The organism is Actinophytocola sp., assembly GCF_036402745.1.
GTDB lineage: Bacteria > Actinomycetota > Actinomycetes > Mycobacteriales > Pseudonocardiaceae > Actinophytocola.
Map to the genome: position 1 here is coordinate 1 of NZ_DASWSJ010000271.1, position 26,673 is coordinate 26,673.

General features: G+C 72.2%; 25 protein-coding genes and 2 pseudogenes. 10 read left to right on the forward strand and 17 right to left on the reverse strand.

Features of this window, described 5'->3' with window-relative positions:
- Positions 1 to 425: 425 nt before the first annotated feature.
- Positions 426 to 974, reverse strand: a complete 549-nt coding sequence (locus tag VGD70_RS25675) for a TetR/AcrR family transcriptional regulator (protein ID WP_331085657.1) — start codon at positions 972 to 974, stop codon at positions 426 to 428.
- Between the two features lie 76 nt (positions 975 to 1,050).
- Between VGD70_RS25675 and VGD70_RS25680 the strand changes: the two genes are divergently transcribed.
- Positions 1,051 to 1,512 carry a nuclear transport factor 2 family protein gene (locus VGD70_RS25680; protein ID WP_331085659.1) on the forward strand — a complete coding sequence of 154 codons (462 nt, stop codon included), beginning with the start codon at positions 1,051 to 1,053 and terminating at the stop codon, positions 1,510 to 1,512.
- A 114-nt stretch (positions 1,513 to 1,626) separates the two neighbouring features.
- On the opposite strand, the gene VGD70_RS25685 is transcribed toward VGD70_RS25680, so the two are convergent.
- A complete protein-coding gene (locus VGD70_RS25685; protein ID WP_331085661.1) occupies positions 1,627 to 3,339 on the reverse strand; it encodes an IlvD/Edd family dehydratase in 1,713 nt (570 codons plus the stop codon).
- Between the two features lie 32 nt (positions 3,340 to 3,371).
- Between VGD70_RS25685 and VGD70_RS25690 the strand changes: the two genes are divergently transcribed.
- Positions 3,372 to 4,400: a zinc-dependent alcohol dehydrogenase gene (locus VGD70_RS25690; RefSeq protein WP_331085663.1), complete on the forward strand. Its 1,029-nt coding sequence runs from the start codon at positions 3,372 to 3,374 to the stop codon at positions 4,398 to 4,400.
- A gap of 4 nt (positions 4,401 to 4,404) precedes the next feature.
- On the opposite strand, the gene VGD70_RS25695 is transcribed toward VGD70_RS25690, so the two are convergent.
- A complete protein-coding gene (locus VGD70_RS25695; RefSeq protein WP_331085665.1) occupies positions 4,405 to 5,142 on the reverse strand; it encodes a serine/threonine protein phosphatase in 738 nt (245 codons plus the stop codon).
- 201 nt (positions 5,143 to 5,343) lie between these two features.
- Between VGD70_RS25695 and VGD70_RS25700 the strand changes: the two genes are divergently transcribed.
- A complete protein-coding gene (locus VGD70_RS25700) occupies positions 5,344 to 5,637 on the forward strand; it encodes a hypothetical protein (protein ID WP_331085666.1) in 294 nt (97 codons plus the stop codon).
- Positions 5,638 to 5,684: 47 nt separating this feature from the next.
- On the opposite strand, the gene VGD70_RS25705 is transcribed toward VGD70_RS25700, so the two are convergent.
- Both VGD70_RS25705 and VGD70_RS25710 read right to left on the reverse strand, forming a co-directional pair.
- A complete protein-coding gene (locus tag VGD70_RS25705) occupies positions 5,685 to 7,892 on the reverse strand; it encodes an ABC transporter permease (RefSeq protein WP_331085668.1) in 2,208 nt (735 codons plus the stop codon).
- Entirely contained in the window at positions 7,889 to 8,575 is a 687-nt protein-coding gene (locus VGD70_RS25710) for an ABC transporter ATP-binding protein (protein ID WP_331085717.1), read from the reverse strand. The genes VGD70_RS25705 and VGD70_RS25710 overlap by 4 nt, the downstream gene beginning before the upstream one ends.
- Before the next feature lie 291 nt (positions 8,576 to 8,866).
- On the opposite strand from VGD70_RS25710, the gene VGD70_RS25715 reads away from it, so the two are divergent.
- Positions 8,867 to 10,237, forward strand: coding sequence for an MFS transporter (locus VGD70_RS25715; RefSeq protein ID WP_331085670.1), 1,371 nt, complete (start codon positions 8,867 to 8,869; stop codon positions 10,235 to 10,237).
- A gap of 305 nt (positions 10,238 to 10,542) precedes the next feature.
- Here the strand turns inward: VGD70_RS25715 and VGD70_RS25720 are convergent, their stop codons facing one another.
- Together VGD70_RS25720 and VGD70_RS25725 are read right to left on the reverse strand one after the other, a co-directional pair.
- Positions 10,543 to 11,076: an N-acetyltransferase gene (locus VGD70_RS25720; protein WP_331085672.1), complete on the reverse strand. Its 534-nt coding sequence runs from the start codon at positions 11,074 to 11,076 to the stop codon at positions 10,543 to 10,545.
- 9 nt (positions 11,077 to 11,085) lie between these two features.
- Entirely contained in the window at positions 11,086 to 11,661 is a 576-nt protein-coding gene (locus tag VGD70_RS25725) for an XRE family transcriptional regulator (RefSeq protein ID WP_331085673.1), read from the reverse strand.
- Positions 11,662 to 11,749: 88 nt separating this feature from the next.
- On the opposite strand from VGD70_RS25725, the gene VGD70_RS25730 reads away from it, so the two are divergent.
- Complete coding sequence (locus VGD70_RS25730; protein ID WP_331085675.1) at positions 11,750 to 11,935, forward strand: hypothetical protein; 186 nt, start codon at positions 11,750 to 11,752, stop codon at positions 11,933 to 11,935.
- 1 nt (position 11,936) lies between these two features.
- Here VGD70_RS25730 and VGD70_RS25735 read toward each other — a convergent pair whose 3' ends face one another.
- A complete protein-coding gene (locus tag VGD70_RS25735; RefSeq protein ID WP_331085677.1) occupies positions 11,937 to 12,728 on the reverse strand; it encodes a DUF899 domain-containing protein in 792 nt (263 codons plus the stop codon).
- Between the two features lie 106 nt (positions 12,729 to 12,834).
- On the opposite strand from VGD70_RS25735, the gene VGD70_RS25740 reads away from it, so the two are divergent.
- Positions 12,835 to 13,227 carry a hypothetical protein gene (locus tag VGD70_RS25740; RefSeq protein WP_331085679.1) on the forward strand — a complete coding sequence of 131 codons (393 nt, stop codon included), beginning with the start codon at positions 12,835 to 12,837 and terminating at the stop codon, positions 13,225 to 13,227.
- Between the two features lie 93 nt (positions 13,228 to 13,320).
- A complete protein-coding gene (locus VGD70_RS25745) occupies positions 13,321 to 13,995 on the forward strand; it encodes a DUF6766 family protein (protein ID WP_331085681.1) in 675 nt (224 codons plus the stop codon).
- 208 nt (positions 13,996 to 14,203) lie between these two features.
- Here the strand turns inward: VGD70_RS25745 and VGD70_RS25750 are convergent.
- A pseudogene (locus VGD70_RS25750) lies at positions 14,204 to 14,656 on the reverse strand (SRPBCC family protein); the annotation flags it as partial.
- A 110-nt stretch (positions 14,657 to 14,766) separates the two neighbouring features.
- Here VGD70_RS25750 and VGD70_RS25755 point away from each other — a divergent pair.
- On the forward strand, positions 14,767 to 15,711 hold the full coding sequence (locus VGD70_RS25755; RefSeq protein WP_331085684.1) for a TIGR03557 family F420-dependent LLM class oxidoreductase: 945 nt from the start codon (positions 14,767 to 14,769) through the stop codon (positions 15,709 to 15,711).
- On the opposite strand, the gene VGD70_RS25760 is transcribed toward VGD70_RS25755, so the two are convergent.
- Entirely contained in the window at positions 15,712 to 16,059 is a 348-nt protein-coding gene (locus tag VGD70_RS25760) for a DUF5313 family protein (protein WP_331085686.1), read from the reverse strand.
- Between the two features lie 49 nt (positions 16,060 to 16,108).
- Here VGD70_RS25760 and VGD70_RS25765 point away from each other — a divergent pair, with 49 nt between their 5' ends.
- Positions 16,109 to 17,905: a thiamine pyrophosphate-requiring protein gene (locus VGD70_RS25765; protein ID WP_331085688.1), complete on the forward strand. Its 1,797-nt coding sequence runs from the start codon at positions 16,109 to 16,111 to the stop codon at positions 17,903 to 17,905.
- Between the two features lie 191 nt (positions 17,906 to 18,096).
- Here the strand turns inward: VGD70_RS25765 and VGD70_RS25770 are convergent, their stop codons facing one another.
- From VGD70_RS25770 to VGD70_RS25800, 7 genes and pseudogenes are all read right to left on the reverse strand, one after another.
- Positions 18,097 to 19,392, reverse strand: a complete 1,296-nt coding sequence (locus VGD70_RS25770; RefSeq protein WP_331085690.1) for a cytochrome P450 — start codon at positions 19,390 to 19,392, stop codon at positions 18,097 to 18,099.
- 16 nt (positions 19,393 to 19,408) lie between these two features.
- On the reverse strand, positions 19,409 to 20,113 hold the full coding sequence (locus VGD70_RS25775; RefSeq protein WP_331085692.1) for a GAF and ANTAR domain-containing protein: 705 nt from the start codon (positions 20,111 to 20,113) through the stop codon (positions 19,409 to 19,411).
- Between the two features lie 250 nt (positions 20,114 to 20,363).
- Positions 20,364 to 21,131, reverse strand: a complete 768-nt coding sequence (locus tag VGD70_RS25780) for an alpha/beta hydrolase (RefSeq protein WP_331085694.1) — start codon at positions 21,129 to 21,131, stop codon at positions 20,364 to 20,366.
- Between the two features lie 231 nt (positions 21,132 to 21,362).
- Positions 21,363 to 21,806: an STAS domain-containing protein gene (locus VGD70_RS25785; RefSeq protein WP_331085696.1), complete on the reverse strand. Its 444-nt coding sequence runs from the start codon at positions 21,804 to 21,806 to the stop codon at positions 21,363 to 21,365.
- A gap of 247 nt (positions 21,807 to 22,053) precedes the next feature.
- Positions 22,054 to 22,560: a hypothetical protein gene (locus tag VGD70_RS25790; RefSeq protein WP_331085697.1), complete on the reverse strand. Its 507-nt coding sequence runs from the start codon at positions 22,558 to 22,560 to the stop codon at positions 22,054 to 22,056.
- Positions 22,561 to 22,566: 6 nt separating this feature from the next.
- On the reverse strand, positions 22,567 to 23,502 hold the full coding sequence (gene ligD / locus VGD70_RS25795; protein ID WP_331085699.1) for a non-homologous end-joining DNA ligase: 936 nt from the start codon (positions 23,500 to 23,502) through the stop codon (positions 22,567 to 22,569).
- Positions 23,503 to 23,631: 129 nt separating this feature from the next.
- A pseudogene (locus VGD70_RS25800) lies at positions 23,632 to 24,979 on the reverse strand (DUF2252 domain-containing protein).
- 120 nt (positions 24,980 to 25,099) lie between these two features.
- Here VGD70_RS25800 and VGD70_RS25805 point away from each other — a divergent pair.
- Entirely contained in the window at positions 25,100 to 26,662 is a 1,563-nt protein-coding gene (locus VGD70_RS25805; RefSeq protein ID WP_331085701.1) for a long-chain-fatty-acid--CoA ligase, read from the forward strand.
- Positions 26,663 to 26,673 lie beyond the last annotated feature (11 nt).

Here is a 26,673-nt window from a genome sequence, read left to right on the forward strand (position 1 = left end):
CTCAACCCGGGAGAAACGCCCCGCGACCCGCGCGAACAGCTCATCCAAGCCAGCGATCCAGGCAACCAAATCCTCATCAGTCAACACAAGATCGACAACCTACACGGCCAAGATCACGAAGTGCTGCTGGAGTACTAGTCCTGCGCCGACCACCGGAACCTCAGGGGACCGTGACGGCACCCAGCCACCACCCACCTCGACACCCACACCATCCGCCGGGACGCAACGCACACTTTGAATCCCGGGGAGGCGGACTAGTGACGGCACCCAGCCACCATCCACCTCGATACCCGCACTATTCGCCGGGACGCAACGCACACTTCAAATCCCGGGGAGGCGGACTAGTGACGGCACCCAGCCACCACCCACCCCGATACCCGCACTATTCGCTGGGACGCAACGCACACTTTCAATCCCGGGGAGGCTCAGCGGTCGAGCAGTGCGGCGGCCGCTGCCTTCGCGTGGTGGGCCGGGGTCGGGGAGCCGGAGATCGCGGCGATCGTCATGGCTCCTTCGGCCAGCAGCATCAGGTGGTCGGCCAGCGGGGCCGGCCGGCCGGCGTCCTTGACCAGGCCCGACAGGTACTCGTGCACCCGCTCCTTGTGGTCGCGCGCCAGGTCGGCCACGGCGGTCGACGTCGCGCCCAGCTCGCCGAAGGAGTTGACCCACGCGCAGCCCCTGTAGGTGGGCTCGCTGAACCACTCGTGCAGCCAGTCGAACACCGCCAGGATCCGCCGAACAGGGTCCTCGTGCCGGGCGACGTGCGTCGCGAGGCGGCCGCGCCAGCGGATGTCGCGGCGCTCCAGGAACGCGACCACCAGCCGCTCCTTGTTGGGAAACAGCTGGTACAGCCGCTTGAGCGAGACCCCGGCCGCGTCGCGGATGTCGTCCATGCCGACCGCGTGGATGCCGCGGCGGTAGAACAGGTCCTCGGCCGCGTCCAGCGCGCGCGCCTCGGCGACGTCGACGTCCATGGCCAACCCCTTGACTCAGAGAACCGCGGTTCTCTACGGTAGCAGAGAACCGTCGTTCTCCCGTAAAGGACAGCCGATGACCGAGAGCCGCCCGCCGCTGCCGCCGTTCACCCGGGATACCGCGTCGAAGAAGGTCCAGGCCGCCGAGGACGCGTGGAACACCCGTGACCCTCAGCGAGTCGCGATGGCCTACACGGTGGACTCCGTGTGGCGCAACAGGGACACGTTCGTCACCGGCCGCGACGCGATCGTCGTCTTCCTCTCCCAGAAGTGGGAGCGCGAGCTGGACTACGCCCTGCGCAAGAACCTCTGGGCCTTCGACGACAACCGGATCGGCGTGCGGTTCCAGTACGAGTGCCACGACGCGAGCGGCCAGTGGTACCGCAGCTACGGCAACGAGCTGTGGCAGTTCGACGCCAACGGCCTGATGGCCCGGCGCGAGGCAAGCATCAACGACGTCCCCATCGACGAGGCCGACCGGCGTATCTTCGGCCCGCGGCCGGAGGCCGAGCACGGGGTGGAGTTCCCACTGAAGTAGAGGCGCTGAAGTAGAGGCGGGCCATGTCACCCCGGACGGTGACGTGATCCTCACCGGCGGGGAGGTGCCCCGGCCGCCGACCCGCAAGCCCGCCACCCGCCGGCGCTGACGGGCTCAGTGCGACTCGCGGGCCACCGCGTTGCCGCTGGCGCCGACCAGGAAGTCCAGGTCGGCGCCGGTGTCCGCGCCCGTCACCGTCCGGACGTAGAGCTGCTCCCAGCCCCGCCGCGGCTGGGCCAGGGCCGCCGGCATCGCCGGTGACGGGGCGCGGGCGGCGAGCTCCTCGGCCGGCACGTCGACCGCCAGCAGGCGGCCGGGCACGTCGAGGGTGACCCAGTCGCCCGTGCGGACCTTCGCGAGCGGGCCGCCGGCCGCGGCCTCCGGGGCCACGTGCAGCACGACCGTCCCGTACGCCGTGCCGCTCATCCGGCCGTCGCACACGCGGACCATGTCGCGCACACCCGCGCGCAGCAGCTTCGCCGGCAGCGGCAGGTTCGCCACCTCCGGCATCCCCGGGTACCCGCGCGGGCCGCAGCCGCGCAGCACCAGCACCGAGTCGGCGTCGACGTCGAGCGCGGGGTCGTCGATCCTCGCGTGCAGGTCCTCGACGGAGTCGAACACCAGCGCGCGGCCGCGGTGGGTGAGCAGGTGCGCGGAGGCGGCGGCAGGCTTGATGATCGCGCCGTTCGGGGCCAGGTTGCCGCGCAGCACGGCGATCCCGGCGTGCGGCTGCAGCGGCTCGGCGCGGGTGTGGATCACCGCCGGGTCCCAGATGTCCGCCGGGTCCAGGTAGGACACGAGCGGGCGGCCGGTGACCGTCAGCGCGTCGGGGTCGAGCAGGTCGGCGACCTGGGCCAGCACGGCCTGCAGGCCGCCCGCCCGGAAGAGGTCCTCCATCAGGTAGGTGCCCGCCGGCTGCAGGTCGACGAGCAGCGGCACGTCGGAGCCGATCCGGTCGAAGTCCTCCAGCGACAGCGGGACGCCGAGCCGGCCGGCGATCGCGAGCAGGTGCACCACGGCGTTGGTCGACCCGCCGAGCGCGGCCAGCGCGACGATCGCGTTGCGGAACGAGCCCGCGGTGAGCACCTCGCTGGGCCGCCGGCCGGCCGCGACCATGTCCACGACCAGCCGCCCGGTCTCGTGCGCGCGGGCCAGGAGCCGGCTGTCCGCGGCCGGCGTGCCCGCGGTGCCGGGCAGCGTGGTGCCGAGCGCCTCGGCCAGCAGGCCCATCGTGGACGCGGTGCCCATCGTGTTGCAGTGCCCCCGGCTGCGGATCATCGACGACTCGGAGTCGAGGAACGCCTCGGCCGACAGCGTGCCCGCGCGGACCTCCTCGGACAGCCGCCACACGTCGGTGCCGCAGCCGAGCGGGGTGCCGCGGAACGTGCCGGTGAGCATGGGCCCGCCGGGCACGACGACCGCCGGCAGGTCGACGGACGCGGCCGCCATCAGCAGCGACGGGATCGTCTTGTCGCAGCCGCCGAGGAGCACGACGCCGTCGATGGGGTTGGCGCGCAGCATCTCCTCGGTGGCCATCGCGGCCATGTTGCGCCACAGCATGGCGGTGGGCCGCACGTTCGTCTCGCCGAGCGAGACCACCGGCAGGTTCAGCGGCACGCCACCCGCGTCCCAGATGCCCTGCCGGACGCTGTCGGCGACCTCGTCGAGGTGGCTGTTGCACGGCGTGAGGTCCGAGGCCGTGTTGGCGATGGCGATCTGCGGCCGGCCGGTGAACGCGTCGTTCGGCACGCCCCGGCGCATCCAGGCCCGGTGGATGTAGGAGTTGCGGTCCTGGCCGCCGTACCAGGCGTCACTACGCAGCGACATCGCCCATCCGTCCGTTCTAGGATCCGGAAAACATGGGCAACGCTACCGTTCGCGCGTTCGTCGTCACCGGTCCCGGGCGGGCCGGGGTGCGCGACGTGCCGGCGCCCGTCGCCGGGGCGGGCGAGGTGGTCGTGGACGTCGAGCGGGCCGGGGTGTGCGGCACCGACGCCGACTTCTTCGCCGGGGACATGACCTACCTGCACACCGGGCAGGCCGCCTACCCGCTGCGGATCGGCCACGAGTGGGCCGGCGTCGTCAGCGCCGTCGGGTCCGGTGTGGACAGCGGGTGGGCCGGCCGCCGGGTCACCGGCGACACGATGCTCGGCTGCGGCCGGTGCGCGCGCTGCCTCGGCGGGCGGCAGCACCTGTGCGCCGACCGGTACGAGATCGGCATCCGCAACGGCTGGCCGGGCGCGCTCGCGACCCAGCTCCCGGTGCCGGTCCGCGCGCTGCACGTCCTGCCGCCGTCGGTGGACGCCGTGCTGGGCGCGCTGGTCGAGCCGGGCGCCAACGCGGTCCGCGCGGTCCGGGCCGCGGCGCTCTCGCCCGGCGACCGGCTGCTGGTGCTCGGTCCGGGCACGATCGGCCTGCTGTGTGCGCAGGTCGCCGCCGCGGCCGGGGTGGAGGTGCACCTGCTCGGCCGGGAACAGCCGACGCTGGACTTCGCGCGGTCGCTGGGTTTCCGGTCGGTGTGGACCTCGGCGTCGCTGCCGGCGCTGCCGTTCGACGCGGTGATCGACGCGTCCGGCGCTTCGGTCCTGCCGGCCCGGGCGGTGGAGCTGGTCGAGCCGGGCCGGCGGGTGGTGTTCATCGGCATCTCCGGCGAGCCCAGCCCGATCGACAGCCGGGAGCTGGTGTTCAAGGACGTCACCGCGGTCGGCGTGCTGAGCGGCTCGGGCGGCCTCGAGGGCGCGATCGAGCGCTACGCCTCGGGTGCGGTCGACCCCCGGCCGCTGGTCGCGGCGACGGTCGGGCTCGACGAGGTGGCCGACGTGCTGGCGGGCCGGCGCCGGCCGGAGTGGGGTGCCGCGCCGAAGATCCACGTGGACCCGCGTCGCTGAGGCGTCACGCGACCGCGGGCAGCAGCGGCTGCGGGCCCGTCGGTGGCAGGAAGGCGTTGTCGACCACCACGGCGGTGGCGTTGTCGGTGCCGCCGGCCTCGCGGGCCGCGTCGACCAGCGCGGTGGCCGGGTCGCCGGCGTAGCGGACGATCTCGGTCATCGCCTCGTGGGGCAGCGGCTTGTGGACGCCGTCGCTCGTGAGGATGAGGCGGGTGGGGATCGACAGGGAGGCCAGGCCGAACTTGGTGGCGGGGGCGGTGCGGACGCTGGTGAGGACCTGGTGCTCCATCGCCGGGCTGGGCACGGTGCCGCGGTCGCGGAAGTACTGGGCGACCGTGTGGTCGTGGGTCAGCTGGCGCAGCGCCTGGCCGTCCCACGAGTAGGCCCGGACGTCGCCCACCCAGGCGATCCGGTAGCCGACGCCGAAGGGTTGGGCGACCACGAGGACACAGTCGCCGGCCGTGGGATCGGCGTGCACGGCGCGCTGGGCGGCGAGCAGCGCGGCCCCCGGCCCGTCGGCCACGGGCACGGCCACCGCGGTGGTCGCGGCCAGCAGCGCCGCCCGCGCGGAGGAGCGGAGGTCGCCGACGCCGTCGGCCAGCGCGACCACCAGCCCGCCGGTGACGTCGTCGATGTGCGAGGCCACCGCGTCCGCGTTGATGGTGCGGGTGCCGAGGAAGCCGGCGGTGTGCCAGGTGCTGGACAGGTTTGGCTGGACGTGCATCTTCGGCTGGACGTGCATCGCGCCCACCTCCCGAATCTCCAGGGCCGATACCTCGAGGGTGCGCCCGCTACCTGTGGGTTCGCTGAGCCCCGGGTGAGCTACACCTGAGCCTCGCTACGTCACTCGATAGGGGGCTGTCGAGCACCGCCCCGTTTGGTGGTCCAATGTGGAGGGAATTTCGCCGCTACCGATCAACGCTTCAAAGGAGAGGCTTGGGTCATGGCAATTCAGGACGCGGTGCCGGATATCCGGCCGAGGGCCGGACACGACCTGCTGGCGGGCATCGAGGACGTGTTGCCGAGACTCGGCGACCCCGACGAGGCAGAGCTGGCCGAAAATCTCATGACCGCCCTCGTGCGCTGCGCCGCCTGCGGTGACATCTCCCGCGTCCGCGAACAGGCCGACGCCATCCGCCGCGCGGCGGCCCTGCTGCGCGACGGCGAGGCCGAGGAGACCGGCCCGATCCTGCGCCAGGCCCGCACCGATCTGCTCACGTTCGCCCCGCTGGTCTAGGGACCCGTGGAGCCCGCGGCGCACTCCGCCGCGGGCTCCACCCCCCGTCACTCGTCGGCCAAGGGCTCCGCGCGGACCCGGCGCAACGCCGGCGTGCACACCGACGCCGCCAGCAGGGCCACCAGGCCACCGAGCACGACCGGCGCCGCCAGCCACGGGCTGAAGGTCGGCACGCTGTCCGACACCAGGCCGAACAGGCCCACCCCCACCGCGGTGCCCAGCGCCCCCGCGCCGATCGTCGCGACCAGGGCCGGCAGCGCGGCCTCGGCGCGCAGCGCGCGGGACAGCGTGCGCACCGGCGTGCCCGCGGCCATCAGCGCGCCGAACGTGCGCCGCCGGTCGAGGACCGAGCCCGCGGTCGCGATCGCCGCGCTCAGTCCACCCAGGACGGACGCGGTCACGAGCCCGATCACCGTCACCCGGCGCAGGTCGGCCAGCTGGGTGTTCTGCTCGCCCAGCTTCATCTCCTTGCTGATCACCTGCTCGCCGCCGGCCGCCGCCAGCATCGCCGTCCGGGTCGCCTCGCGGGTCCTGTCGTCGGCCGCCACCGCCACGGTCGCCGCCGCCAGCGGCAGGTCCGCCGGCCACAGCGCCGGGTCCACGATCACCGCGCCACCCGCCGACACCGGCACCACCGGCATGCCCTCGGGCAGCGGCCGCACCGGCGCCGTCGCGGAGCCCGCGTCGCTGAAGCCGAGGCCGGTCGTCGTCGTGCCGGTGTAGATCGCCGGCGTGTTCCGGCAGGTGATGCTTTCCGTGTACGGCAGCACCTTCTTGGCGTCCGCGCACGTGGCGACCACCGCGGTGAGGTACTCGTCGCCGGAGCGCAGCTCGCCCTGGCCCACCCGCACCGCCCGCGCGGGCACCCCGTAACGGTCCAGCCGGGTGTCGACGGCGGTCACCGCGTCGGCCGCGCGCGCCGGGTCGGTGGTGAAGTACAGCACCGAGTCGCGGAACTGGCTGTAGTAACCGGCTTCCGACTCCAGGCTCGGCATCAGCGTCAGCGCCATCGACCCGGCGAACACCGCGAGCACCACGCCGGCCGACGCGCGGTACGCCGCCTTCGGGTCGTCCCGCAGGCGCCGCCCGGCCAGCAGCGCCGAGGGCCGGCGCCAGGTCCGGACGAACAGCCCGCCGAGCGCCGAGGTGACCCACGGCCCGACGATCGTCGGCGACCACATCAGGATCCCCAGCGACACCAGCACCGGGAAGATCGACTCGCCGCCGCTGCCGCCCGTCAGCGACAGGAAGAACAGCCCCGCCGCGGCCGGCACGAACAGCAGCCGCAGCCCAGACAGCGGCTTGCGGGTGTGCCCGCCGGTGGCCATCAGCGGCCGGCTCACCACCCGGCGCAGGCCGGCGACCGCCGCGGTCACCACGAGCGCCGGGATGATCAGCGCGATCAGCACGACCGGCGCCGCCGGAAGCCCGAAGTCGCTGGCGAACCACGTCCCGCCGTCCCACGGCACGTTCGTCGCGAGCGCGTGCAGCAGCGGGCTCGCCGCCACGCCGAGCACCGCGCCGGCGAGCGCGGCGAGCCCGGTCTCCGCGGCGACCATCGCGGTCACCTGCGCGGGTGTCGCACCGGCCAGGCGCAGTGCCGCGAGCCGCCGCTCCCGGCGCGCGGCGGTCAGCCGGGACGCCGACGCGACCAGCACGAGGCTCGGCACCAGCAGCACCACCACGCCGACCCCGGCGAGCAGCGCCAGCAGCGGGTCCACCTCCGCGGTCCCCGCACCCAGCGCGGGCAGCTCCATCGCGTTGGCGGGCATCGAGTCCCGGGTGTGCCCGACGAGGACGACGAGCTGCTCGGGGAAGCGCAGCGCGCCGTCGCCGAGCAGGCCCACGGACCTGGCGCCGAACCGGTCGGCCAGCTGCGCGGCCGGCCGGCTGTCGGCCAGCGCCGCGAGCTCGGGCGACATCAGCATCTCGCCGGACGCGGGCAGCCGGTCGATGCCGGGCGGCAGGTGCAGCGTTGTCGGGTCGACGAGCGGTGCCACGTCGATCCGGGTGATGCGCCTGCCGTCGACCTCGTCCTGGCTGGAGCTCCAGCCGACCGCGGCCGGGCCACGGCCGACGTCCCCGGGTTGCTGCCACAGCGCGCGCTCGGCGCGGGCCTGGGTGGCGAACGGCAGGCTCACCAGCAGCATGACCAGTCCTGTCGCGACGGCGACGCCGAGCGCGGTGAGCAGGGTGGAGATCTGCGTGCGCCGGTCGGCACGCAGCACCCGGATGGCGAGCTGGACCGGGTTCATGCGACCGGCACCGCCGGCGCCGAGTGCTCGATCCGACCGTCCCGAATGGACACCGTGCGCGGGACGGCGGCGGCGAGCTCCCGGTCGTGCGTCACGATGATCACCGCGGCGCCGGTCGCGCGGGCGGCGTCGATGAGCGCGTGCACGGTGGCGTGCCCGGTTTTCGTGTCCAGCGCACCGGTCGGCTCGTCGGCGAAGATCACCTTGGGCCGGTGCGCGATGGACCGCGCGATGGCCACCCGCTGCGCCTCGCCACCGGACAGCTCGCCGGGGCGGCGGCGTTCCTTGCCGGCCAGGCCCAGCCGGTCGAGCCAGTCCCGCGCGGCGGCGAGGGACTCGCCCTTGTCCCGCCCGCCGAGCAGCAGCGGCAGCGCGACGTTCTCCTCGGCGGTGAGCTCGGCGACGAGCATCCCGGACTGGAACACGAAGCCGAACTCGGTCCGCCGCAGCTCGCTGCGCTTCGTCTCGTTCAGCTGGTCGATCCGTTGCCCCGCAAGGGTGATCTGCCCCTCCTCGGCCCGCAGGATGCCGGCGAGCACGTGCAGCAGCGAGGTCTTGCCGGAGCCCGACGGGCCCACGATGGCCAGGACCTCGCCGGCCTCGATGTCGATGTCGACGCCGGCGAGCGCGTGCTGCTGGCCGTACCGCTTGATCAGCCCGCGCCCTGTCAGCAGCGGTGTCATGCTGGTGTGCACCGGTTCTCCCCTCAGTGGTCGACTCTGTGCCGGTCGACTCCGTGTCGCGGCACAGCCTGGGGGAGCGGCGCCCGTGGGCACCTCGGGCAGATGGCCATGCCGCGGCGGACCGGCATCGGCCGATCGGCCGACCCGGGCCGACCGATCGGCGAGTCCTGGTCTACCTGGGAAGACGCGGACAGTTCGGCGCCGCGGGTTTCATCCGATCACCAGTGGGTACCCGTCGCGTGCCAAGTGTCCGGCCGCCCCGGCCGGGCGACCGAACGTGGGAGGCACGTCATGGCGCAACCGTCCGACACCGCGGCTCCGGCGACCACGCCGGATGCGAGAACGCTGCGCCGGGCGATCGCCGCGTCGGCCATCGGGAACATGACCGAGTGGTTCGACTACGGCGTGTACGCCTACACCGCCGTCTACATCGGCGACGCGTTCTTCCCCAGCGAGGACAAGACGGCGTCCACCTTGGGCAGCCTGCTGGTGTTCGCGGTGTCGTTCCTGATCCGGCCGATCGGCGGGATCGTGTGGGGCCCGCTCGGGGACCGCATCGGCCGCCAGCGCGTCCTCGCGACCACCATTCTGCTGATGGCCGGCGCCACGTTCTGCGTCGGCATCCTGCCCGGCTACGCGACGCTGGGCATCCTCGCGCCGATCGGCCTGATCCTGCTGCGGATGATCCAGGGCTTCTCCACCGGCGGTGAGTACGGTGGCGCGGCCACGTTCATGGCGGAGTACGCGCCGGACAACAAGCGTGGCCGGTACGGCAGCTTCCTGGAGTTCGGCACGCTGGCCGGGTTCACTCTCGGCGCGTCGCTGGTGCTGATCACCGAGCAGATCGTCGGTACGGACGCGATGGCGTCGTGGGGCTGGCGGCTGCCGTTCCTGGTGGCCGCGCCGCTGGGGCTCATCGGGCTGTACCTGCGGAGCAAGCTCGAGGACACGCCGGTGTTCCGCGAGGCCGTGGCCGACGGCAAGATCGACCGGAAGGCCAAGACACAACTCCGGGCCCTGCTGAGGTACTGGCGGCCGCTGCTGCTGCTGATCGGCCTCGTGGTGACGCTGAACGTCGTCAACTACACGCTGCTCGCGTACATGCCGACGTACCTGGAGAACGAGATCGGCCTGTCGTCGACCAGCTCGCTGATCCTGATCATCATCGGCCAGCTGGCGATGATGGTGCTGCTGCCGTTCTCCGGCGCGTGGTCGGACAAGGTGGGCCGCAAGACGCTGTGGTGGATCTCGATCGTCGGCCTGTTCGTGCTGGCGATCCCGATGTTCAAGCTGATGACGCAGGGCTTCGTCGGCGCGGTGGTCGCGTTCGCCGTGCTGGGCCTGCTCTACGTGCCGCAGCTGTCGACGATCTCGGCGATGTTCCCGGCGATGTTCCCGACCCACGTGCGGTACGCGGGCTTCGCCATCGCGTACAACCTGTCCACCTCCATCTTCGGCGGCACGGCACCCGTGGTCAACCAGTCCCTGATCAACGCGACGGGCGACCTGCTGTTCCCGGCGTACTACATGATGGCCGCCTGCCTGGTGGGCGCCGTGGCGCTGTACTTCGTCCCGGAGACCCGCGGCTGCTCCCTGCGAGGCCGCGGCGTCCCCGGCGTCGACACCACGGCCACCGACCGCGTGGAGGCGAGCGTGCGTTAAGGCCTGTCTCGTAGATGATCGGGTGAAGTCCTGCGCCGACCGCGCCGACTGCGCCGACTGCGCCGACCACCGGAACCTCAGGGGACCGTGACGGCACCCAGCCACCATCCACCTCGATACCTTCACCATTCGCCGGGACGCAACGCACACTTTAAATCCCGGGGAGGCGGACTAGTGAAGTCCTGCGCCGACCACCGGAACCTCAGGGGACCGTGACGGCACCCAGCCACCATCCACCTCGATACCCGCACTATTCGCCGGGACGCAACGCACACTTTTAATCCCGGGGAGGCGGACCAGGGCCGTCAGGCCGGCCCGCCCGGTGGCGGCGGTGCGGCGGGCGCCGGTGAGACGTCCGGGAGCGCGATCCACTCCTGCCACGTGAGGTCGCGGCCCACGAGGCGGGGCTGCTCGAACGGCCACACCTTCGCGATCCACCGGGGCACCTGCAGGTCGAGCGCCGCCTCGAGGTTGGTGCCGACCCGGGCGTCGACCACCCACCAGGAGATCTCGGCGTCGGCGCCGGTCTTCTGCGGCGGGTCGAGGTAGACGCAGCCGAGCAGCTCGGTCTCGTGGAGGTCCAGCAGCGCGTAGTTGAACGACTCGTGCGCCTCGATCTCGCGCTCGTGCCGGGCGAGGTCGTCGCGGTCGGCCTCGACGGTCATGGTCTCCCGCGGCCAGCCCCAGGCCTCGCCGTAGATCGACCACAGCCGCTCCCGCGAGCCCATCACCGCCGGGTAGTCGATCTCGACGTCCGAGGCCCGGATGGGACGCAGGTGGAAGCCGTCGAGGACCGGGATGGTCGTCGGGTGGGCGAAGTCGTCGGGCAGCCAGGCCATGCGGCAACGCTACCGTCGCGGCTTGGCCCGGACGTGCATTCGCTCGCCCTGCTTGCCGAACAGGCTGAGCACCTCCACCGGCTCCGGGCCGGCCGCGCCGAACCAGTGCGGCAGCCGCGTGTCGAACTCCGCCGCCTCGCCCTGGCCGAGCTCGATGTCGTGCGCGGCCAGGACCAGCCGCAGCCGCCCGGCCAGCACGTAGAGCCACTCGTAGCCCTCGTGCGTGCGCGGGTCCGGCTCGCCCGGGACCGGCGGGATGATCATCTTGTACGCCTGCAGCCCGCCGGGTTGCCTGGTCAGTGGCACCACCGTGCGGCCGCCGACTCGCCGCGGCTCGAGCCGGATCCGCGGGTCGCCGACCTTCGGCGCGCCGACCAGCTCGTCGAGCGGTACCTGGTGCGCGGCCGAGATCGGCAGCAGCAGCTCCAGGCTGGGCTTGCGCTGGCCGGACTCGAGCCGGGACAGCGTCGACTTGGAGATCCCGGTGGCCGCGGCCAGCTCGTCGAGGGTCACGCCCCGCTGGGTCCGCACCCGCCGCAGCCGGGGGCCGACCTCGGCCAGGGCGGTGGTGATCGCGTCGGTCATGTTCCCAGTATCGGCAACAAACGTTGTCGACGCAGGAACCCGGCCTTCGTGCCGGCCGACCCGCACGCCCGGCTGATCACCGCGGCGGGTGCCGGCTCCCGCATCGCGGGGCTCGGCGTCGATGGCGGCGTACTACACCCACCCCGACCTGACCTGGCGCCCGCTCGCGGACGTGGACCCGCTGCACATCGCGGTCGCCTGGCCGGAGGGCACGGTGAACCCGCTGGTGGCCGACTTCGTCCGGATCGTGCGCCGGCTGGCCGCCCAGCGCTGAGTCAGTACTCGTCGTGGAAACGGAGCTCCCCGCTGCCCGCCTTGGCCCCGAGCGCGGTCGCGCGGCCGGCGGGCTTCTCCCACTCCTCCTGGCGACCCAGCGCGGTGAGGTCGAGGTAGGCGTGCGTGCCGCCCGGCTGCTCCAGCCCGCGCGCCCACGTCGAGTACGTGTGGAACACCTGGTCGCCGTCGCGCAGGAACGCGCTGATGCCCGGGTAGTCGCCCCGCCGCCGCGGCCCCCACGGCGTGCCGGCCGCCGCGAGCTCGGCCTCGGTGCGGTAGTTCAGCAGCACCGGCGCCACCCGCTCGTCGATCGTCGCGTGGAAGTCGTAGTTGAAGTCGCCGCCGGCCGAGGAGTACCAGGGGAACCGCCAGCCCATCCGCTCGCGGAACGGGCCGATGAACGACTGCGGCACCCGGGAGACCGCGCACAGCGTGACGTCCCGGACGTGCAGGTGGGCGAGATGCCCGATGTTGTCGGCGGTCGCGGAGCACGACGGGCAGCCGACGTCGCGCGGCACTTCTGTGCCACCGTCGGTGCCATCGTCCCGAATGTCGTAGTTCCACATGAAATGGTGCAGGATCAGCTGCCGCCGCCCCTCGAACAGGTCCAGCAGGGTCGCCGAACCGGCCGGACCCTCGAAGACGTACGGCTTGTCGACGCGCACCATCGGCAGCCGGCGGCGCTCCGCGTTCAGCTCGTCGCGCGCGCGGGTCGCCGCCTTTTCCTTCGCCAGCAACGTCTTGCGTGCTCGCAGCCACTCCGCGCCGGTCACCACGTCGGGCAGGGCCATCGCTCCTCCTTCGACCTCGACATCGTCTCACCGGTACAGACCAGCGGCACCGCGGGAACTCATCGGTCGAGTTGACATCGTCTGTCGGTGGTCCGAGGATTGCCGGGTGCTGATGTCCCGGCTCGGCGTCGCGGCGGTGCTCGTCGTCCTGTGCGCCGGCTGCGCCACCGGGCAGCGCGAGACCGACTCGCGGGCGGCCGCGACGGGCTTCCTCACGGCCATGACCGACGGCGACACGGGTGCCGCGTGCGGCTTGCTCGCGCCGAAGACCAGGCAAGGCCTGGAGTACCAGAACCGCCAGCCGTGCCCCACCTCGCTCGGCACGGTCGAGATCACCGGCGGCGAGGTCGGGAAGGTCGAGGTGTGGGGTGACCGCGCGCAGGCCCAGGCGTCGACCGGCACGCTGTTCCTCGTCGAGCTCGACAGCGGGTGGCGGGTCAGCGCGGCCGGCTGTACCCGCGCCGCCGACGGCACCTACGACTGCCTGCTGGCGGCGTGATGCGCCGGACCATCTTCGTGATCTACCTGGGCGCGGTGCTCGCGGGACTCGTGTACTTCACCGTCGTCGGCCTGCTCCGCCTGTGAGGGAACGATGAGACGATTTCTCCGGGACAACGGGCTCAGTGTCGCATTCGGACTGTTGTTCCTCGCAGCCCTTGCGGGCCAGGCGGTCGCCGGCCTCGCGGACTTCAACAACCGCCAGGTGCTCGAGGGCGGGCAGACGGTCTCGCTCGGGAGCTTCCTCGCCTCGTCGGACTTCGCCGTCGACGTGTCGGAGAACTGGCAGTCGGAGTACCTGCAGTTCTTCCTCTACATCCTCGCCACGGTGTGGCTCGTGCAGCGTGGCTCGCCGGAGTCCAAGCCGCCGGGGAGGATCGGCCTGGAGTCCGACGAGGACCAGCGGGTCGGCCGGTACGCCACCGAGAGGTCGCCCAAGTGGGCCCGGACCGGTGGGTGGCGTACCGCCGTGTTCTCCCGCTCGCTCTGCATCGCCATGGGGTCGCTGTTCCTCTTCTCGTGGCTGGCCCAGTCCATCGCCGGGCTCAGCACGTTCAACGAGGAGCAGCTCGCCCAGCTCACCGACCCGGTGTCCTGGCCGCAGTACGTCGCCGGCGCCGACTTCTGGAACCGGACGCTGCAGAACTGGCAGTCCGAGTTCCTCGCGATCGGCTCGATGGCGGTGCTGAGCGTCTACTTGCGACAACGCGGCTCCCCGGAGTCCAAGCCGGTCGGCGCGCCGCACGACGTCACCGAGAAGTCCGGCTAGGACCCCCGGCTCAGCCTAGGTCCATGCCGCCCGGGCCGCCGCGGTCGCGCGGCACCGACTCGTCCGGGCCCTCGGTCGACGGCTCGTCGGCGTAGGTGGGCAGGGCGTGCTCGCCGGCGAAGTCGGGCTCGCCCAGACCGCCCGGCGGGATGCTGCGCGCGGACGTGCCGCCACGGTCGCCGGTCGCCGGGTGGTCGCCCTGCTGCGGCGGGGAGTCGACGTCACCGCGCCACGAGCCGGTCTCGCCGCCGCGGCTCTCCACGAACTGCTTGAACCGCTTCAGGTCGCCCTGGATCCGGTGGCCCACCACGCCCAGCGCGGTGCCGGCCTTCTCGGTGAGCGACTCGGGCTCGTAGTCCATCTGCAGGTGCACCCGGGTGGTCCGGTCGTCGAGCCGGTGGAAGGTCACCACCCCGGACTGCTGCGGACCGTCCACCGAGTGCCAGGCGATCCGCTCGTCCGGGTGCTGCTCGGTGATCTCCGCGTCGAACTCGCGGGTCACCCCGCCGATCGTCGTCTTCCAGTGCGTCCGGGTGGGCGTCTCCTGGGTGATCCGGTCCACGCCCTCCATGAACTTCGGGAACGACTCGAACTGCGTCCACTGGTTGTACGCGGTGCGCACCGGGGCGCTGACATCCACCGACTTCTCAATGGTGGTCACGAGAACCTCCTAGTTCTTCCATCTCGTACCCGTATCGGCTACCCGAGGATCGCCGTCCGACACCTCCCGCGGGCGTGGTTGACCGGCGCACACCCGGGTACTCGCAGGTCATGGTCAGCACCGGTTACTTCCTGTCGTGCGAGGAGTTCGGCCCGCGCGAGCTCGTCCGGCAGGCGAAGATGGCCGCCGACGCGGGGTTCGAGCGGCTCTGGATCTCCGACCACTACCACCCGTGGAACGGCACCCAAGGGCAGAGCCCGTTCGTCTGGTCGGTCGTCGGCGCGTTGTCCGAGGCCGTCGACCTGCCGGTCACCACGGCGGTGACCTGCCCGACCGTGCGCATCCACCCGGCGGTCGTCGCGCAGGCGGCGGCCACGGCGGCGGTGCAGCACGAGGGCCGCTTCGTGCTCGGCGTCGGCTCCGGCGAGGCGCTGAACGAGCACATCTTCGGCGGCCCGTGGCCCACCGCGAACGTGCGCCTCGCCATGCTCGAGGAGGCCGTCGAGGTCATCCGCACGCTGCACCGCGGCGGGGTCGTCAACCACCGCGGCACGTACTACACGGTCCAGGGCGCGCAGGTCTACACGCTGCCCGACGAGCCGGTGCCGATCTACGTCTCCGGCTTCGGCCCCAAGTCGACGCGGCTCGCGGGCCGCATCGGCGACGGCTACGTGTGCACGATGCCCGACGCCGGCCTGGTCGGCCAGTTCCGCGAGGCCGGCGGCGGGGCCAAGCCCGCGCAGGGCGGGTTCAAGGTCTGCTACGCCGACAGCGCCGAGGACGGCGTGGCGACCGCGCACCGGATCTGGCCGAACACCGCCCTGCCGGGCGAGCTGGCCCAGGTGTTGCCGCAGCCGCGGCACTTCGAGCAGGCTGCGCGGCTGGTCACGCCGGACATGATCGCCGGGACGCTGCCGACCGGACCGGACCCCGAGCCGTACCAGCGGACCTTGCAGTCCTATGTGGACGCGGGCTTCGACGAGGTGTACGTGGCGCAGATCGGGCCGCACCAGGAGGAGTTCTTCGACTTCTGGCGGACCAAGGTGGACGGCTGATCAGCGGCGCTTGCGCAGCTCCTTGCCGGTGCCCGCGCGGAAGCCGTGCTTCACCAGCCGCGCCTCGGTGAGCTCGTCGGCGCTGGTGACGGTGAAGTACAGGCTCGTGACGAGCGCGACGCCGAGCGCGCCGAGCACCAGCCCGAGCGGCAGCGGCGTGAACAGCGTCAGCACCAGGAAGGCGACGATCAGCCACGGCAGCGCCTCCACGACGACCCGCAGCACGAAGCGCCACAGCCAGGTGCGGGTGGTCGTGTCGTGCAGCACCCAGTCGCGATAGCGGTCGTCCAGCCGGCCGCCGAACGTGTAGCGGACCCACTGCAGCGGGTTCGGTCGTTGCAAGGCCATGGAACCTGGGTACCCGACCCGGGCCCGCGTATCCACCAGGGAGGACAGCATGAGCCAGACCGTCGGTGACTACCTGCTCCAGCGCCTGCGCGAGTGGGACGTCGAGCAGGTGTTCGCCTATCCCGGGGACGGCATCAACGGCATCGTGGTCGCGTTCGGCGAGTCGGACAACCGGCCGCGGTTCGTGCAGACCCGGCACGAGGAGATGGCGGCGTTCGCCGCCGTGGGGTACGCCAAGTTCAGCGGGAAGGTCGGCGTGTGCCTGGCGACGTCCGGGCCGGGCGCGATCCACCTGCTCAACGGGCTGTACGACGCGAAGCTCGACCACGTGCCGGTGGTGGCGATCGTCGGCCAGACCGCCCGCAGCGCGATGGGCGGGTCCTACCAGCAGGAGGTGGACCTGCAGGCGTTGTTCAAGGACGTGGCGAGCGAGTACCTGGTCGAGGTGAACGTCGCCGAGCAGCTGCCGAACGCGCTGGACCGGGCCATGCGCACGGCGGTCGCGTCGCGGGCGCCGACGGCGTTGATCATCCCGGCGGACCTGCAGGAGGAGCCGTACGAGCCGCCGCGGCACGCGTTCAGGCACGTGCCGTCCTCGCCGCCGAGCTACCCCAAGACCGTGGCGATCGCCGCCGAGGACGAGATCGGCCGCGCGGCCGACGTGCTCAACGCGGGCTCGCGGGTGGCGATCCTCATCGGCCAGGGCGCGCGCAACGCCGCCGACGAGGTCCGCCAGGTCGCCGAGCTGACCGGTGCCGGGGTGGCGAAGGCGTTGCTGGGAAAGGATGTCCTGCCGGACGATCTGCCCTATGTGACCGGTTCAATAGGACTGCTGGGGACGCGGCCGAGCTACGAGCTGATGACCGACTGCGACACCCTGCTGATCGTCGGCTCGAACTTCCCGTACTCGCAGTTCCTGCCGGAGTTCGGCAAGGCCCGCGGAGTGCAGATCGACCTGGACGGCCGTTTGGTGGGCATGCGTTATCCCACCGAGGTGAACCTGGTCGGCGACGCGAAAGCCACGCTCACCCGGCTGATCCCGTTGCTGCGGCGCAAGGAGGACCGGTCGTGGCGCGAGACGATCGAGGAGAACGTGGCGCAGTGGTGGGAGACCATGGAGCGCCAGGCGATGGTCGACGCCGACCCGGTCAACCCGATGCGGATCGTGTGGGAGCTGTCGTCCCGCCTGCCCGACGACGCGATCGTGACCGCGGACTCGGGTTCGGCGGCCAACTGGTACGCGCGGCACCTGCGGATGCGCGGGCGGATGCGGGGGTCGCTGTCCGGCACGCTGGCCACGATGGGCCCGGGCGTGCCGTACGCGATCGGCGCCAAGTTCGCCGCGCCGTCGCGGCCGGTGGTCGCGCTGGTCGGCGACGGCGCGATGCAGATGAACGGGATGGCCGAGCTGCTGACGATCGGCAGGTACCGGTCGCTGTGGTCGGACCAGCGGCTGGTGGTGTGCGTGCTGCACAACAACGACCTGAACCAGGTGACCTGGGAGCTGCGGGCGATGGGCGGCGCGCCGAAGTTCGAGGAGTCCCAGGTGCTGCCGGACGTGTCCTATGCGGACTTCGCCCGGTCTGTCGGGCTCGAGGGCATCGCCGTGTCGACCCCCGGCGAGCTGGGCCCGGCGTGGGACCGCGCGCTGTCCGCGGCCGGCCCGGTGGTGCTGGACGTGCGCTGCGACCCGAACATCCCGCCGATCCCGCCGCACGCGACCCTGGACCAGATCAAGTCGACGACGGAGGCGCTGCTGAAGGGCGACCCGGACGCGTGGGAGATGGTGACGAGGGGGTTCCGGACGAAGGCGGCTGAGTTGTTCGAGGGGTTGCGCCGTGGGTGATCCCCGGCGGCCTCCGGCCCCCGGTATCAAGTTTACCGGCGGGGACCGACAGTTCCGGCCGGCCGCGCGGCGGCCCTGTGGACAACTCGGGGGTCGCGGGGGCCCCCCGCTTTCCAGTCTATTGCGCGGCACCGACAGTTCCGGCCGCCGCGAGCGGGCCTGTGGACAACCCGCCGCCAGGTGCGCAGGCGTCACCGAGGTGCGACCAGGAACCGCATGCTGAAGTTGTCCACCGTCGCCGGTAGCGGGCGGCGCGGGTCGAGGTCCTGCGGGCCGGTGTAGTCGAGGGTGTGGTCACGCAGCAGCGCGGCCAGCGTCGTGCTCGTCGTGAGCAGGACCAGGTTCTTCCCCGGGCACTCGGCAGGCCCGCCGCTGAACGGGACCAGTGCCGGGTTGTCCTCGGCGCGGCCGTCGAGCCAGATGTCGGGGGTGAACACGTCCGCGTAGGGCAGCTCGGCCGGGTCGCGGTGGAAGTACGGGGTGAAGATCAGCAGCTGGGTGCGCGCCGGCAGCACCGTGTTGCCCAGCTTCGCCTCGCGTTCGGTCTCTCGCAGCAGGGCCGGGGTCGTCGGCCACAGGCGGACCGTGTCGAGCACGCAGGCGCGCAGGTACGGCAGCAGCGGCGAGTCGAGCTCCGCGCGGGCTCGGGTCAGGTGCGTCGCGTGGGTGGAGAGCACCGCGAGCGTGCGCATCGTGACCATGCCGGCCGCGTCGAAGGCGAACAGCCAGTGCGCCAGCTGGCTCACCGGGTCGTCGACGGGCGTGCCGGCGACCACCCCGGCCAGGCTGTTCGGGTCGGCGGCGGCGAGATGCCGGCGGACCCGCGACTCGAACGACGCGCGGAGCCGGTCGTCGCGCGGGGCGAACGCGCCCCAGTTCGCCCGCCTGCGCAGGCGGTCCAGCTCGTCGGTGACCGCGGTGTCGTCGCGGGCACCCGCGCCGAGAACGATGCGCCGCACGATGCGCCACCAGGCCTCGTCGAACGCCGGCCAGTCCAGGGTGCGGCGACCTTCCAGCAGTCGGCCTGTCTCCTCCAGGATCACCTCGCGGATCGGCGCCGCCAGGTGGTGCAGCGGCCGCGGCGTCTCCAGCACCTGCTCGTTGAACGCCCGCCGCGCGGCCCGCTCGGCGCCCTTGCTGATCAGCACGCCGTGCGGCTGGAAGTGCGCCAGCGCACCGGTCTTGTCCCGCGTCGCCGGGGTGAACGGGTCCGGCGTGCCGGCCAGCACCTGACCGACATCGGCGGCGGACAGCACCATCGCGATCGACCGGCCGGGAACCCGCAGCAGCACGGGGTCGGGACCGTACCGGTCGCGGAGCCGGCGCACCTCCGCGATGGCACCGTGGTCCGGGCGCAGCAGGCCGGCGATCCGCATGACCGCCGGCCGGCGTTTGATCACGCCACCGGCCAGCGTCGGCGCCAGCACCCTGGCCAGCACGCGTATCGAGTCCGCGACGGAGCACCGGCTGGTGGTGGCAGGCCTCATGGCGCAAGGGTGCCCGCTACTCGTCGCGGTTAATCCCGCCGGTCTCGGTGACCAGGCGCGCGATCTGGCGCACCTTGACGTTGCGGGTCTGCGACTCCTTGCGCATCAGGTCGAACGCCTGGCCGTCGGTGATCTTGTAGCGTTCCATGAGGATGCCGAGCGCCTCGCCGATCTCCTGGCGCGTGGCGATGGCCTCGCGCAGCTGCGCGTCGTTGCGCGCGCTGGCGAAGGCGACCGCGGCATGCGAGGCCAGCAGCCAGCCGACGTGCTCGTTCTCGGTGCCGAACGCGTTGGGCTGGGACGCGTACAGGTTCAGCGCACCGAGGTTCTCCTCCTCGGTGTAGAGCAGGAAGCCCATGGCGCTGCCGATGCCGAGCTCGCGGGCCCGCGGCGCGTAGCGGGGCCACCGGTCGCCGGCCTTGGACATGTCGGCGATCCGGAAGACCTGCTCCTCCTGCAGCGTCGCGTTGAGGCACGGGCCCTCGCCGAGCTCGCCCTGCACGGCGTCGGACGCGCGGGCGAGCTCGGAGGTCGTGGCGAGCGTGTGCACCTCGCGGCCGTGGATGACGAGGATGCCGGCCGCCTCGCAGCCGTGGACCAGCGAGACGGCGTGCGCGACGACGCGGTCGAGGGTCTGCTGGACGGTGGGCTGGGCGAGGAGGTCCCGCGCCATGCTGGCGAGCTCGGTCGCGAGGCCGCTGGGATCGGTCGGATGCGCCACTGGACCATGCCTTCCGTACCGAGTCCCCGACGGACCGCAGGCACCCCATGGTGCCACCGACGGTTCCCGATGCACCCGGCGCACCTCCCGCGGAACGGCTAAGGCCTGTCTCGTAGATCATCGGGTGAAGTCCTGCGCCGACCACCGGAACCTCAGGGGACCGTGACGGCACCCAGCCACCATCCACCTCGATACCCGCACCATTCGCTGGGACGCAACGCACACTTTTAATCCCGGGGAGGCGGACTAGCTAGCCTTCGCGGAAGAAGTCGGCGGTCGCCGGGGCCGTCACGGCCGGCTCGATCGTGTGGTTCTTGCCGCCCGGCACCTCGAGCTGCCGGCCCTTCGGCAGCGTCTCCGCCGCCACGACGGCCGCCCTGGCCAGCGGCTCCCACGTCTCCGCGCCGTGGATGACGAGCGTCGGGGTGGACAGCGTGGCCGGCGGCGTCGAGCCGGTGGTGATCGCCGAGTCGTACACCACGCTCTGCGCCATCGCCTCCAGCGCCGCGAACATCGGCGCCTTCCGGATCTGCGCCACGACCTCGGCCGGGAGCCCGATCGCCTCGGTCTGGAACAGCTCCACCGCGTCGCCCGGGCGCCCCGCGTCGACCAGCGCGCCCAGCCGGTCCGGCAGGTCGGTGGCGTTGCCGTGCCCCTCGACCGGGAACGGCGGCTCGTAGGCGACCAGCCGCCCGATGGCCGACCCGCGCGCGGCCGCGTGCATCGCCAGGATCGCGCCCGAGGAGAACCCGAACGCGAACGCGCTGCCGCCGACCTCGGCGATCAGCGCGTCCAGGTCCTCGGCCTCCCGGTCGATCGACCACGGCTTCGTGTTCCCGCTGTCGCCGCGGGCCCGCCGGTCGTAGGTGACCACGGTGAAGTCGCCGGCGAGCTCGGCGGCCAGCGGCGCGAGCGTCGCCCGGTCGTTGAACGCGCCGGCGACGAAGACGATGGCCGGGCCGGCGCCGGCGCGGTCGTAGGCGATGGTGGTTCCGTCCGCGGAGGTAAGAGTGTTCATGCCCCACCGACGAACCGCGTCGCGCCCGATCGACACCACGTCCGCACCCGCGGGTGCCGGGCGAAGCCGAGCGAGGAGTACGAGGTCATCGGCACAGGGTAGGCGCCGTCGCCGCGGGCGTGCACGACCGCGCGAGACCCGCCGGCCGCCGCGAACGCGTGCGGCACACGCGATGGCCGGGAACCGCCCGCACCCCCGGAGCGGGGTCGGGCGGCTCGGTCGAACGGATGGTCAGGGGGTGACGGCGCAGATCGCGGCCACGGCGCCGGGTACCGAGTCGTAGGTGGGCAGCTGGTCGCGCAGGCCCAGCACCTCGAGCGGGCGCAGGACCGGCCGGGTATTGGCCACGAGGGCCCAGGCGAGGTGGTCCCGCCCGGCCCGCCGGTCGGTGTCGGTGAGCACCGTGAGGCCGGACGCGGCGAGGAAGTCGACGCGGCTGAGGTCGAGGACCAGGCCGCTGGGGGCATCGACGTGGTCGTCGACGCACACGCGGAGCTCGGGCGCGGTCAGGAGGTCGATGGCACCGAAGACGTGGGCCACCACGGGGTGGTCCGGCCGCCGCCGCTCGACGTCGATGTCGAAGGGCTGGGCCGTCGGCAGTGACTCACTGTCACCGGGGCCGCGCGGGAGTGGCGCAGCAAAGTCGCTGCTGGTCCACAGGGGGCTGTTGTGCACGACGTACGCCTCTTCTCGTTGTCCGACGAGCAGCAGGAGTACACGAGCGCACGGAGTGGAAGACGCAATGCTTGACCAGAACGCCGTTCACCGTCGAGGCACGCTCTGCCTCCAATACGGCTGGTTGCTCAACCGCGCGCTTTCCACGGTAGGCCCCTCGGCGCCACATCACAAGTCCACCACTGTGCCCGAAGCCTATTGAGGGACAAGCCGAATTCGCTCGGTCATCTATCCACAAAGGACAAATCTAGGTGGGGTTCGCCGCCGCTTGATCGGCCTCCGCGAGGGCGGTGACCACGCCCGCCACGACGTCGGGATGGCCCAGCGGCAGCGGGGCCGGAACCCGGTCGCCCGGGACCTCCTGACTGCGGGCGACGACGCGGGCGTTGGGTGCCCGCGGGGTGTCCGGGGACGGGTCCACCAGCAGCACCGAGCGGACCATGTCGTCGAACTGACCGGCCAGCGTCACGGCCGCGACGCAGGCGTCTCCACCGGCCACGACGTCGACCCGGGTCTGCCGGTCCGCGAACGTCTCCAGCACGTCCTCGATGTCCTCGACCGAGTCGCGGCTCGCCGGCAGCCGGCACCACGCGACCTGGTGGCTCGCGGCCAGCTCGCGCCACGTCGCCGGCAGGTCGTCGTGCTTGGCCGCGCCGGTCGGGTCGATCACGACCAGCGCCGGGCCGAACTCCGGGCCGGCCCACACGACCGGCGGTCCCTCGGACCGAGGGCCTTCGTTGTCGAACTCACGCACGGTGTCTCACCTCGTCTCCCGGACCACCTGGGTGGCCGGCTTGTCCATCCGGACGCCGGCGAACCGGGGGTGGCGCAGACGTCCGTCGCGGGTCCACTCCGCGAACCCGACCTGGATCACCATCTCCGGCCGGATCCAGTGCGCGGTCGGCTCCGCCACCTCGTCGGCGAACGGGTTGTCCGCCTGGGTCATCGCGTCCATCCGGTCCCGCATCGCCCGCAGGGTCGCGAAGTCGTAGCCGGTGCCGACCTTGCCGGCGTAGCGCAGCCGGCCGCCCTCGTCGTGGTACCCGATCAGCAGCGCGCCGAACCCCAACCGGGAGCCCTGCGGGTCGGTGAACCCGCCCACCACGAACTCCTGGCCCCGCACGCACTTGAACTTCAGCCAGTCGCCGGACGGGCCGGCCCGGTAGGGCGAGTCCGCGCGCTTGGCGATCAGGCCCTCCCAGCCGCGGGCGCAGGCCTGCCGGTAGTACGCCTCGCCGTCGCGCTCCCGGTGCTCGGTGTAGCGCAGCGGGTCGCGGTAGTGGAAGGCCTTGCGCAGCAGGCGCTTGCGCTCCCGCAGCGGCTGGTGGGTCACCTCGGCGCCGTCGAGGGAGAGCAGGTCGAACAGGTAGTAGTAGACCTGCGCCTGGGAGTTCGCGGCCGGGCCGCCGTGCCGCAGGCGGCTCTGTAACCGGTAGAAGCTGGTGGCCGAGCCGTCGTACGCGACGATCTCGCCGTCCGCGATGAACCGGGAGCCGCCCAGCTCCGCGAGCGCCTCGACCACCTCGGGGAAGCAGTCGTCGATCCGTCTCTGGCTGCGGGACCACAGCTGTGGCCGCCAACCGTCCCGAATGGACAGTACACGCACACCCGCGAGCTTGCGCTCGAAGATCCAGTTCTCGTCGGAGAACCTGCGATCGGTGTGAGTGGCGAGCATCGGGGTGAGCCAGCCGTTCATCGCACCGCCTGCGGGTAGCCGGACATCAGTCCGTAGGACTACCCGTCGATCCTCGGGCGAAACACCGCGGGTGTCCAGCAGTCCGATGAGCGTCCCGCGGCCGCCGTCATCGGGGGTGGGCGGTGCTGATCAGACCGGGTCGGCCGCGCTCACGCCGGGGATCTGGCCGCTGCGGAACGCGTCCACGAACAGCCGGTGGTCCGCCCGCGTCTGCTCGGCGTAGGCCAGCGCGAACGCGGTGAGCTCGGCGACGAAGCCGTCCTCGTCGTCGATGACCTCCGCGATCGCGTCCTCCACCTGGAAGTCGACGAGGGACTGCTCGGAGTCCGAGTCGGCCACGCAGTGCATCTTCGCGGTGGCCCGGCCGAGGTAGGACAGCACCGGGTCCATCTCGGCGGGCTCGGTGAGCTCCGACCAGTCGAGGTCGCTCGAGTACGGCGACAGCTCGGCCACCACGAAGCCGACGCCGTCGACCTCGGTGTGGCCCAGCCACGGGTCGGCGTAGGCCTGCAACGCCCGCTGCGACACCGCGGTGCGGTGGCCCTCGTGCCGGAAGTACGCGCGGATCCGCTCCTCGTCGACGATCCGGCTCGGCGCGGCCACGTTGCCCTGCTTTCATCGACAGCACCACGTCGTTCTCGAGTGCCTGCGTGCGCCCCTCGACCAGCACGCTGTACGCGGGCAGCCCGGCCGACCCGATGCCGAAGCCCGAGCGGCCCACGACGTCCTTGACCTTGTAGGTGCCGCCGCCGAACCGCTTGCCCTGCGGAATGGTGTCCAAATAGGACTCGAAGGCGCGCAGCACGACGGCCCTCTCGTCCTCGGCCAGCTCGCGCACGCCGAGCCGGCGGGTGAACCCGCGCTCGTAGTCGGTGACCGTGGTGAGCGTGTCGAGCAGGTCGATCCGGGTGCGCATCCGGGCCCGCAGCAGCACGTCGTGCAGCACGCCCTCGGTGCTGTCGAGCTGCAGCCGCACCATCTCGTCGCCCGGCTTCTCCGCGAACGCCCGCACCTGCCGGGTGTAGGCCCGCAGGTAGGTGCCGACGAGCGTGGCGATGTCGTCGTCGGAGATCGCCTTGCTCCACGCCATCAGCGCGAGGCTCGCGGCGAGCCGCTTGAGGTCCCAGGTGAAGCAGCCGAGGTAGGCCTCGTCGAAGTCGTTGACGTCGAACACGAGCGTGCCGGACGCGTCCATGTAGGTGCCGAAGTTCTCCGCGTGCAGGTCACCCTGGATCCACACCCGGCTGGTGCGCTCGTCGGCCCACGGGTCGTCGTCGTGGGCCATGTCGGCGTAGTAGAGGCACGCGGTGCCGCGGTAGAACGCGAACGGCGCCGCCGCCATCTTGCGGAACTTGCGCCGGAACGCGACCGGGTCGGCCTCCATGAGCTCGTCGAACGCGCCGACGAGCACCTCGACGATCTCCTTCTCCCGCGCCTCCTCGCCCCGGTCCCGGATCCGTTCGACGGCGCTGGCCAAGGGGTCCTCCAGATGGTCGGCTTCCCCTCCACATTGCCACAACAGGACTTGTCGCATAAGTGAATGACGACTAGGGTATGTGAATTCGTATTAGGGGCCCACCGCCAAAGGGAGCGGCGCATGTACCTCACCCAGACCCTCCATCGCGCCCTGCAGCAGGAGCCGGACCGGCCGCTGACGATCTTCGGCGACCGGGTGCGCACGGTGGCCGAGTCGGCCGGCCGGGTGGCCCGGCTGGCCGGCGCGCTGCGCGGCATCGGCGTCGGCGACGACGAGCCGGTCGGCATCCTGGCGCTCAACTCCGACCGCTTCCACGAGTACCTGCTGGCCGTGCCGTGGGCGAACGCGGTGCTCAACCCGATCAACATCCGGTGGAGCCCGGCCGAGATCTGCTACTCGCTCGAGGAGTCCGGCACGAAGGTGCTGCTCGTCGACGACACGTTCGCGCCGATGGTCCCCAAGCTCCGCGCCGGGTACGCCGGGCTCACCACCGTGGTCCACCTGGGCGACGGCCCGGCACCCGACGGCATGCTCTCGTTCGAGGGCCTGATCGCCGAGGCCGAGCCCGTCGAGGACGCCCGGCGCGGCGGCGACGCGCTGCTCGGGCTGTACTACACCGGCGGCACCACGGGCACGCCGAAGGGCGTGATGCTGAGCCACCGCAACCTGTTCGTCTCCGCGCTGGGCAGCCTGGCCACCGGCGAGTTCATCGGCGTCGGCGGCCGGCTGCTGCACGCGGCGCCCATGTTCCACCTCGCCGACGGCGCGTCCTGGATGTCCGGGCAGCTCGTCGGCGCCACCCATGTGATGGTGCCGACGTTCACCCCGGCCGGCGTCCTGGCCGCCATCGCCACGCAGGGCGTCACCGACATGCTGCTGGTGCCGACGATGGTCCAGCTGCTGGTCGACCACCCGGACGTCGGCGACTACGACCTGAGCGGCATGCGGCACGTGGTCTACGGCGCGTCGCCGATCTCGGAGGCGGTGCTCGAGCGGGCCCGCAAGGTGTTCACGAGCGCCGGTTTCACCCAGGCGTACGGGATGACCGAGCTGTCCCCGGTGGCGACGCTGCTGGTCCCCGCCGACCACGACGACCCGGCGCTGCGCCGGGCGGCCGGGCGGGCCGCGCCGCATGCCGAGGTGCGCATCGTGGACCCGGAGGACAACGAGGTGCCGCGCGGCGCGGTCGGCGAGGTCGTGTGCCGCGGCGAGCACGTGATGCTCGGCTACTGGAACCGTCCACAAGAGACGGAGACGGCGCTGCGCGGCGGCTGGATGCACACCGGCGACGGCGGCTACATGGACGAGCGCGGTTACGTGTTCGTGGTCGACCGGATCAAGGACATGATCGTCTCCGGTGGGGAGAACGTGTACTCGGCCGAGGTGGAGAACGTGCTGAGCCGCCATCCCGCGGTGGCGACGTGCGCGGTCATCGGCGTGCCGGACGAGCGGTGGGGCGAGCGGGTGCACGCGGTCGTCGTGCTCGCCGACGGCGCCTCGGTCACCGGCGCCTCGGTCACCGGGGACGAGCTGCGGGCGTTCTGCCGCGAGCACATCGCCGGCTACAAGGCACCGCGCAGCGTCGAGTTCGTCGACGCCCTGCCGATGTCGGGCGCGGGCAAGATCCTCAAGCGCGAGCTGCGGCGCCCGTACTGGGACGGCGCGGAGCGGAGGGTCCACTGAGCGCCCCGCCG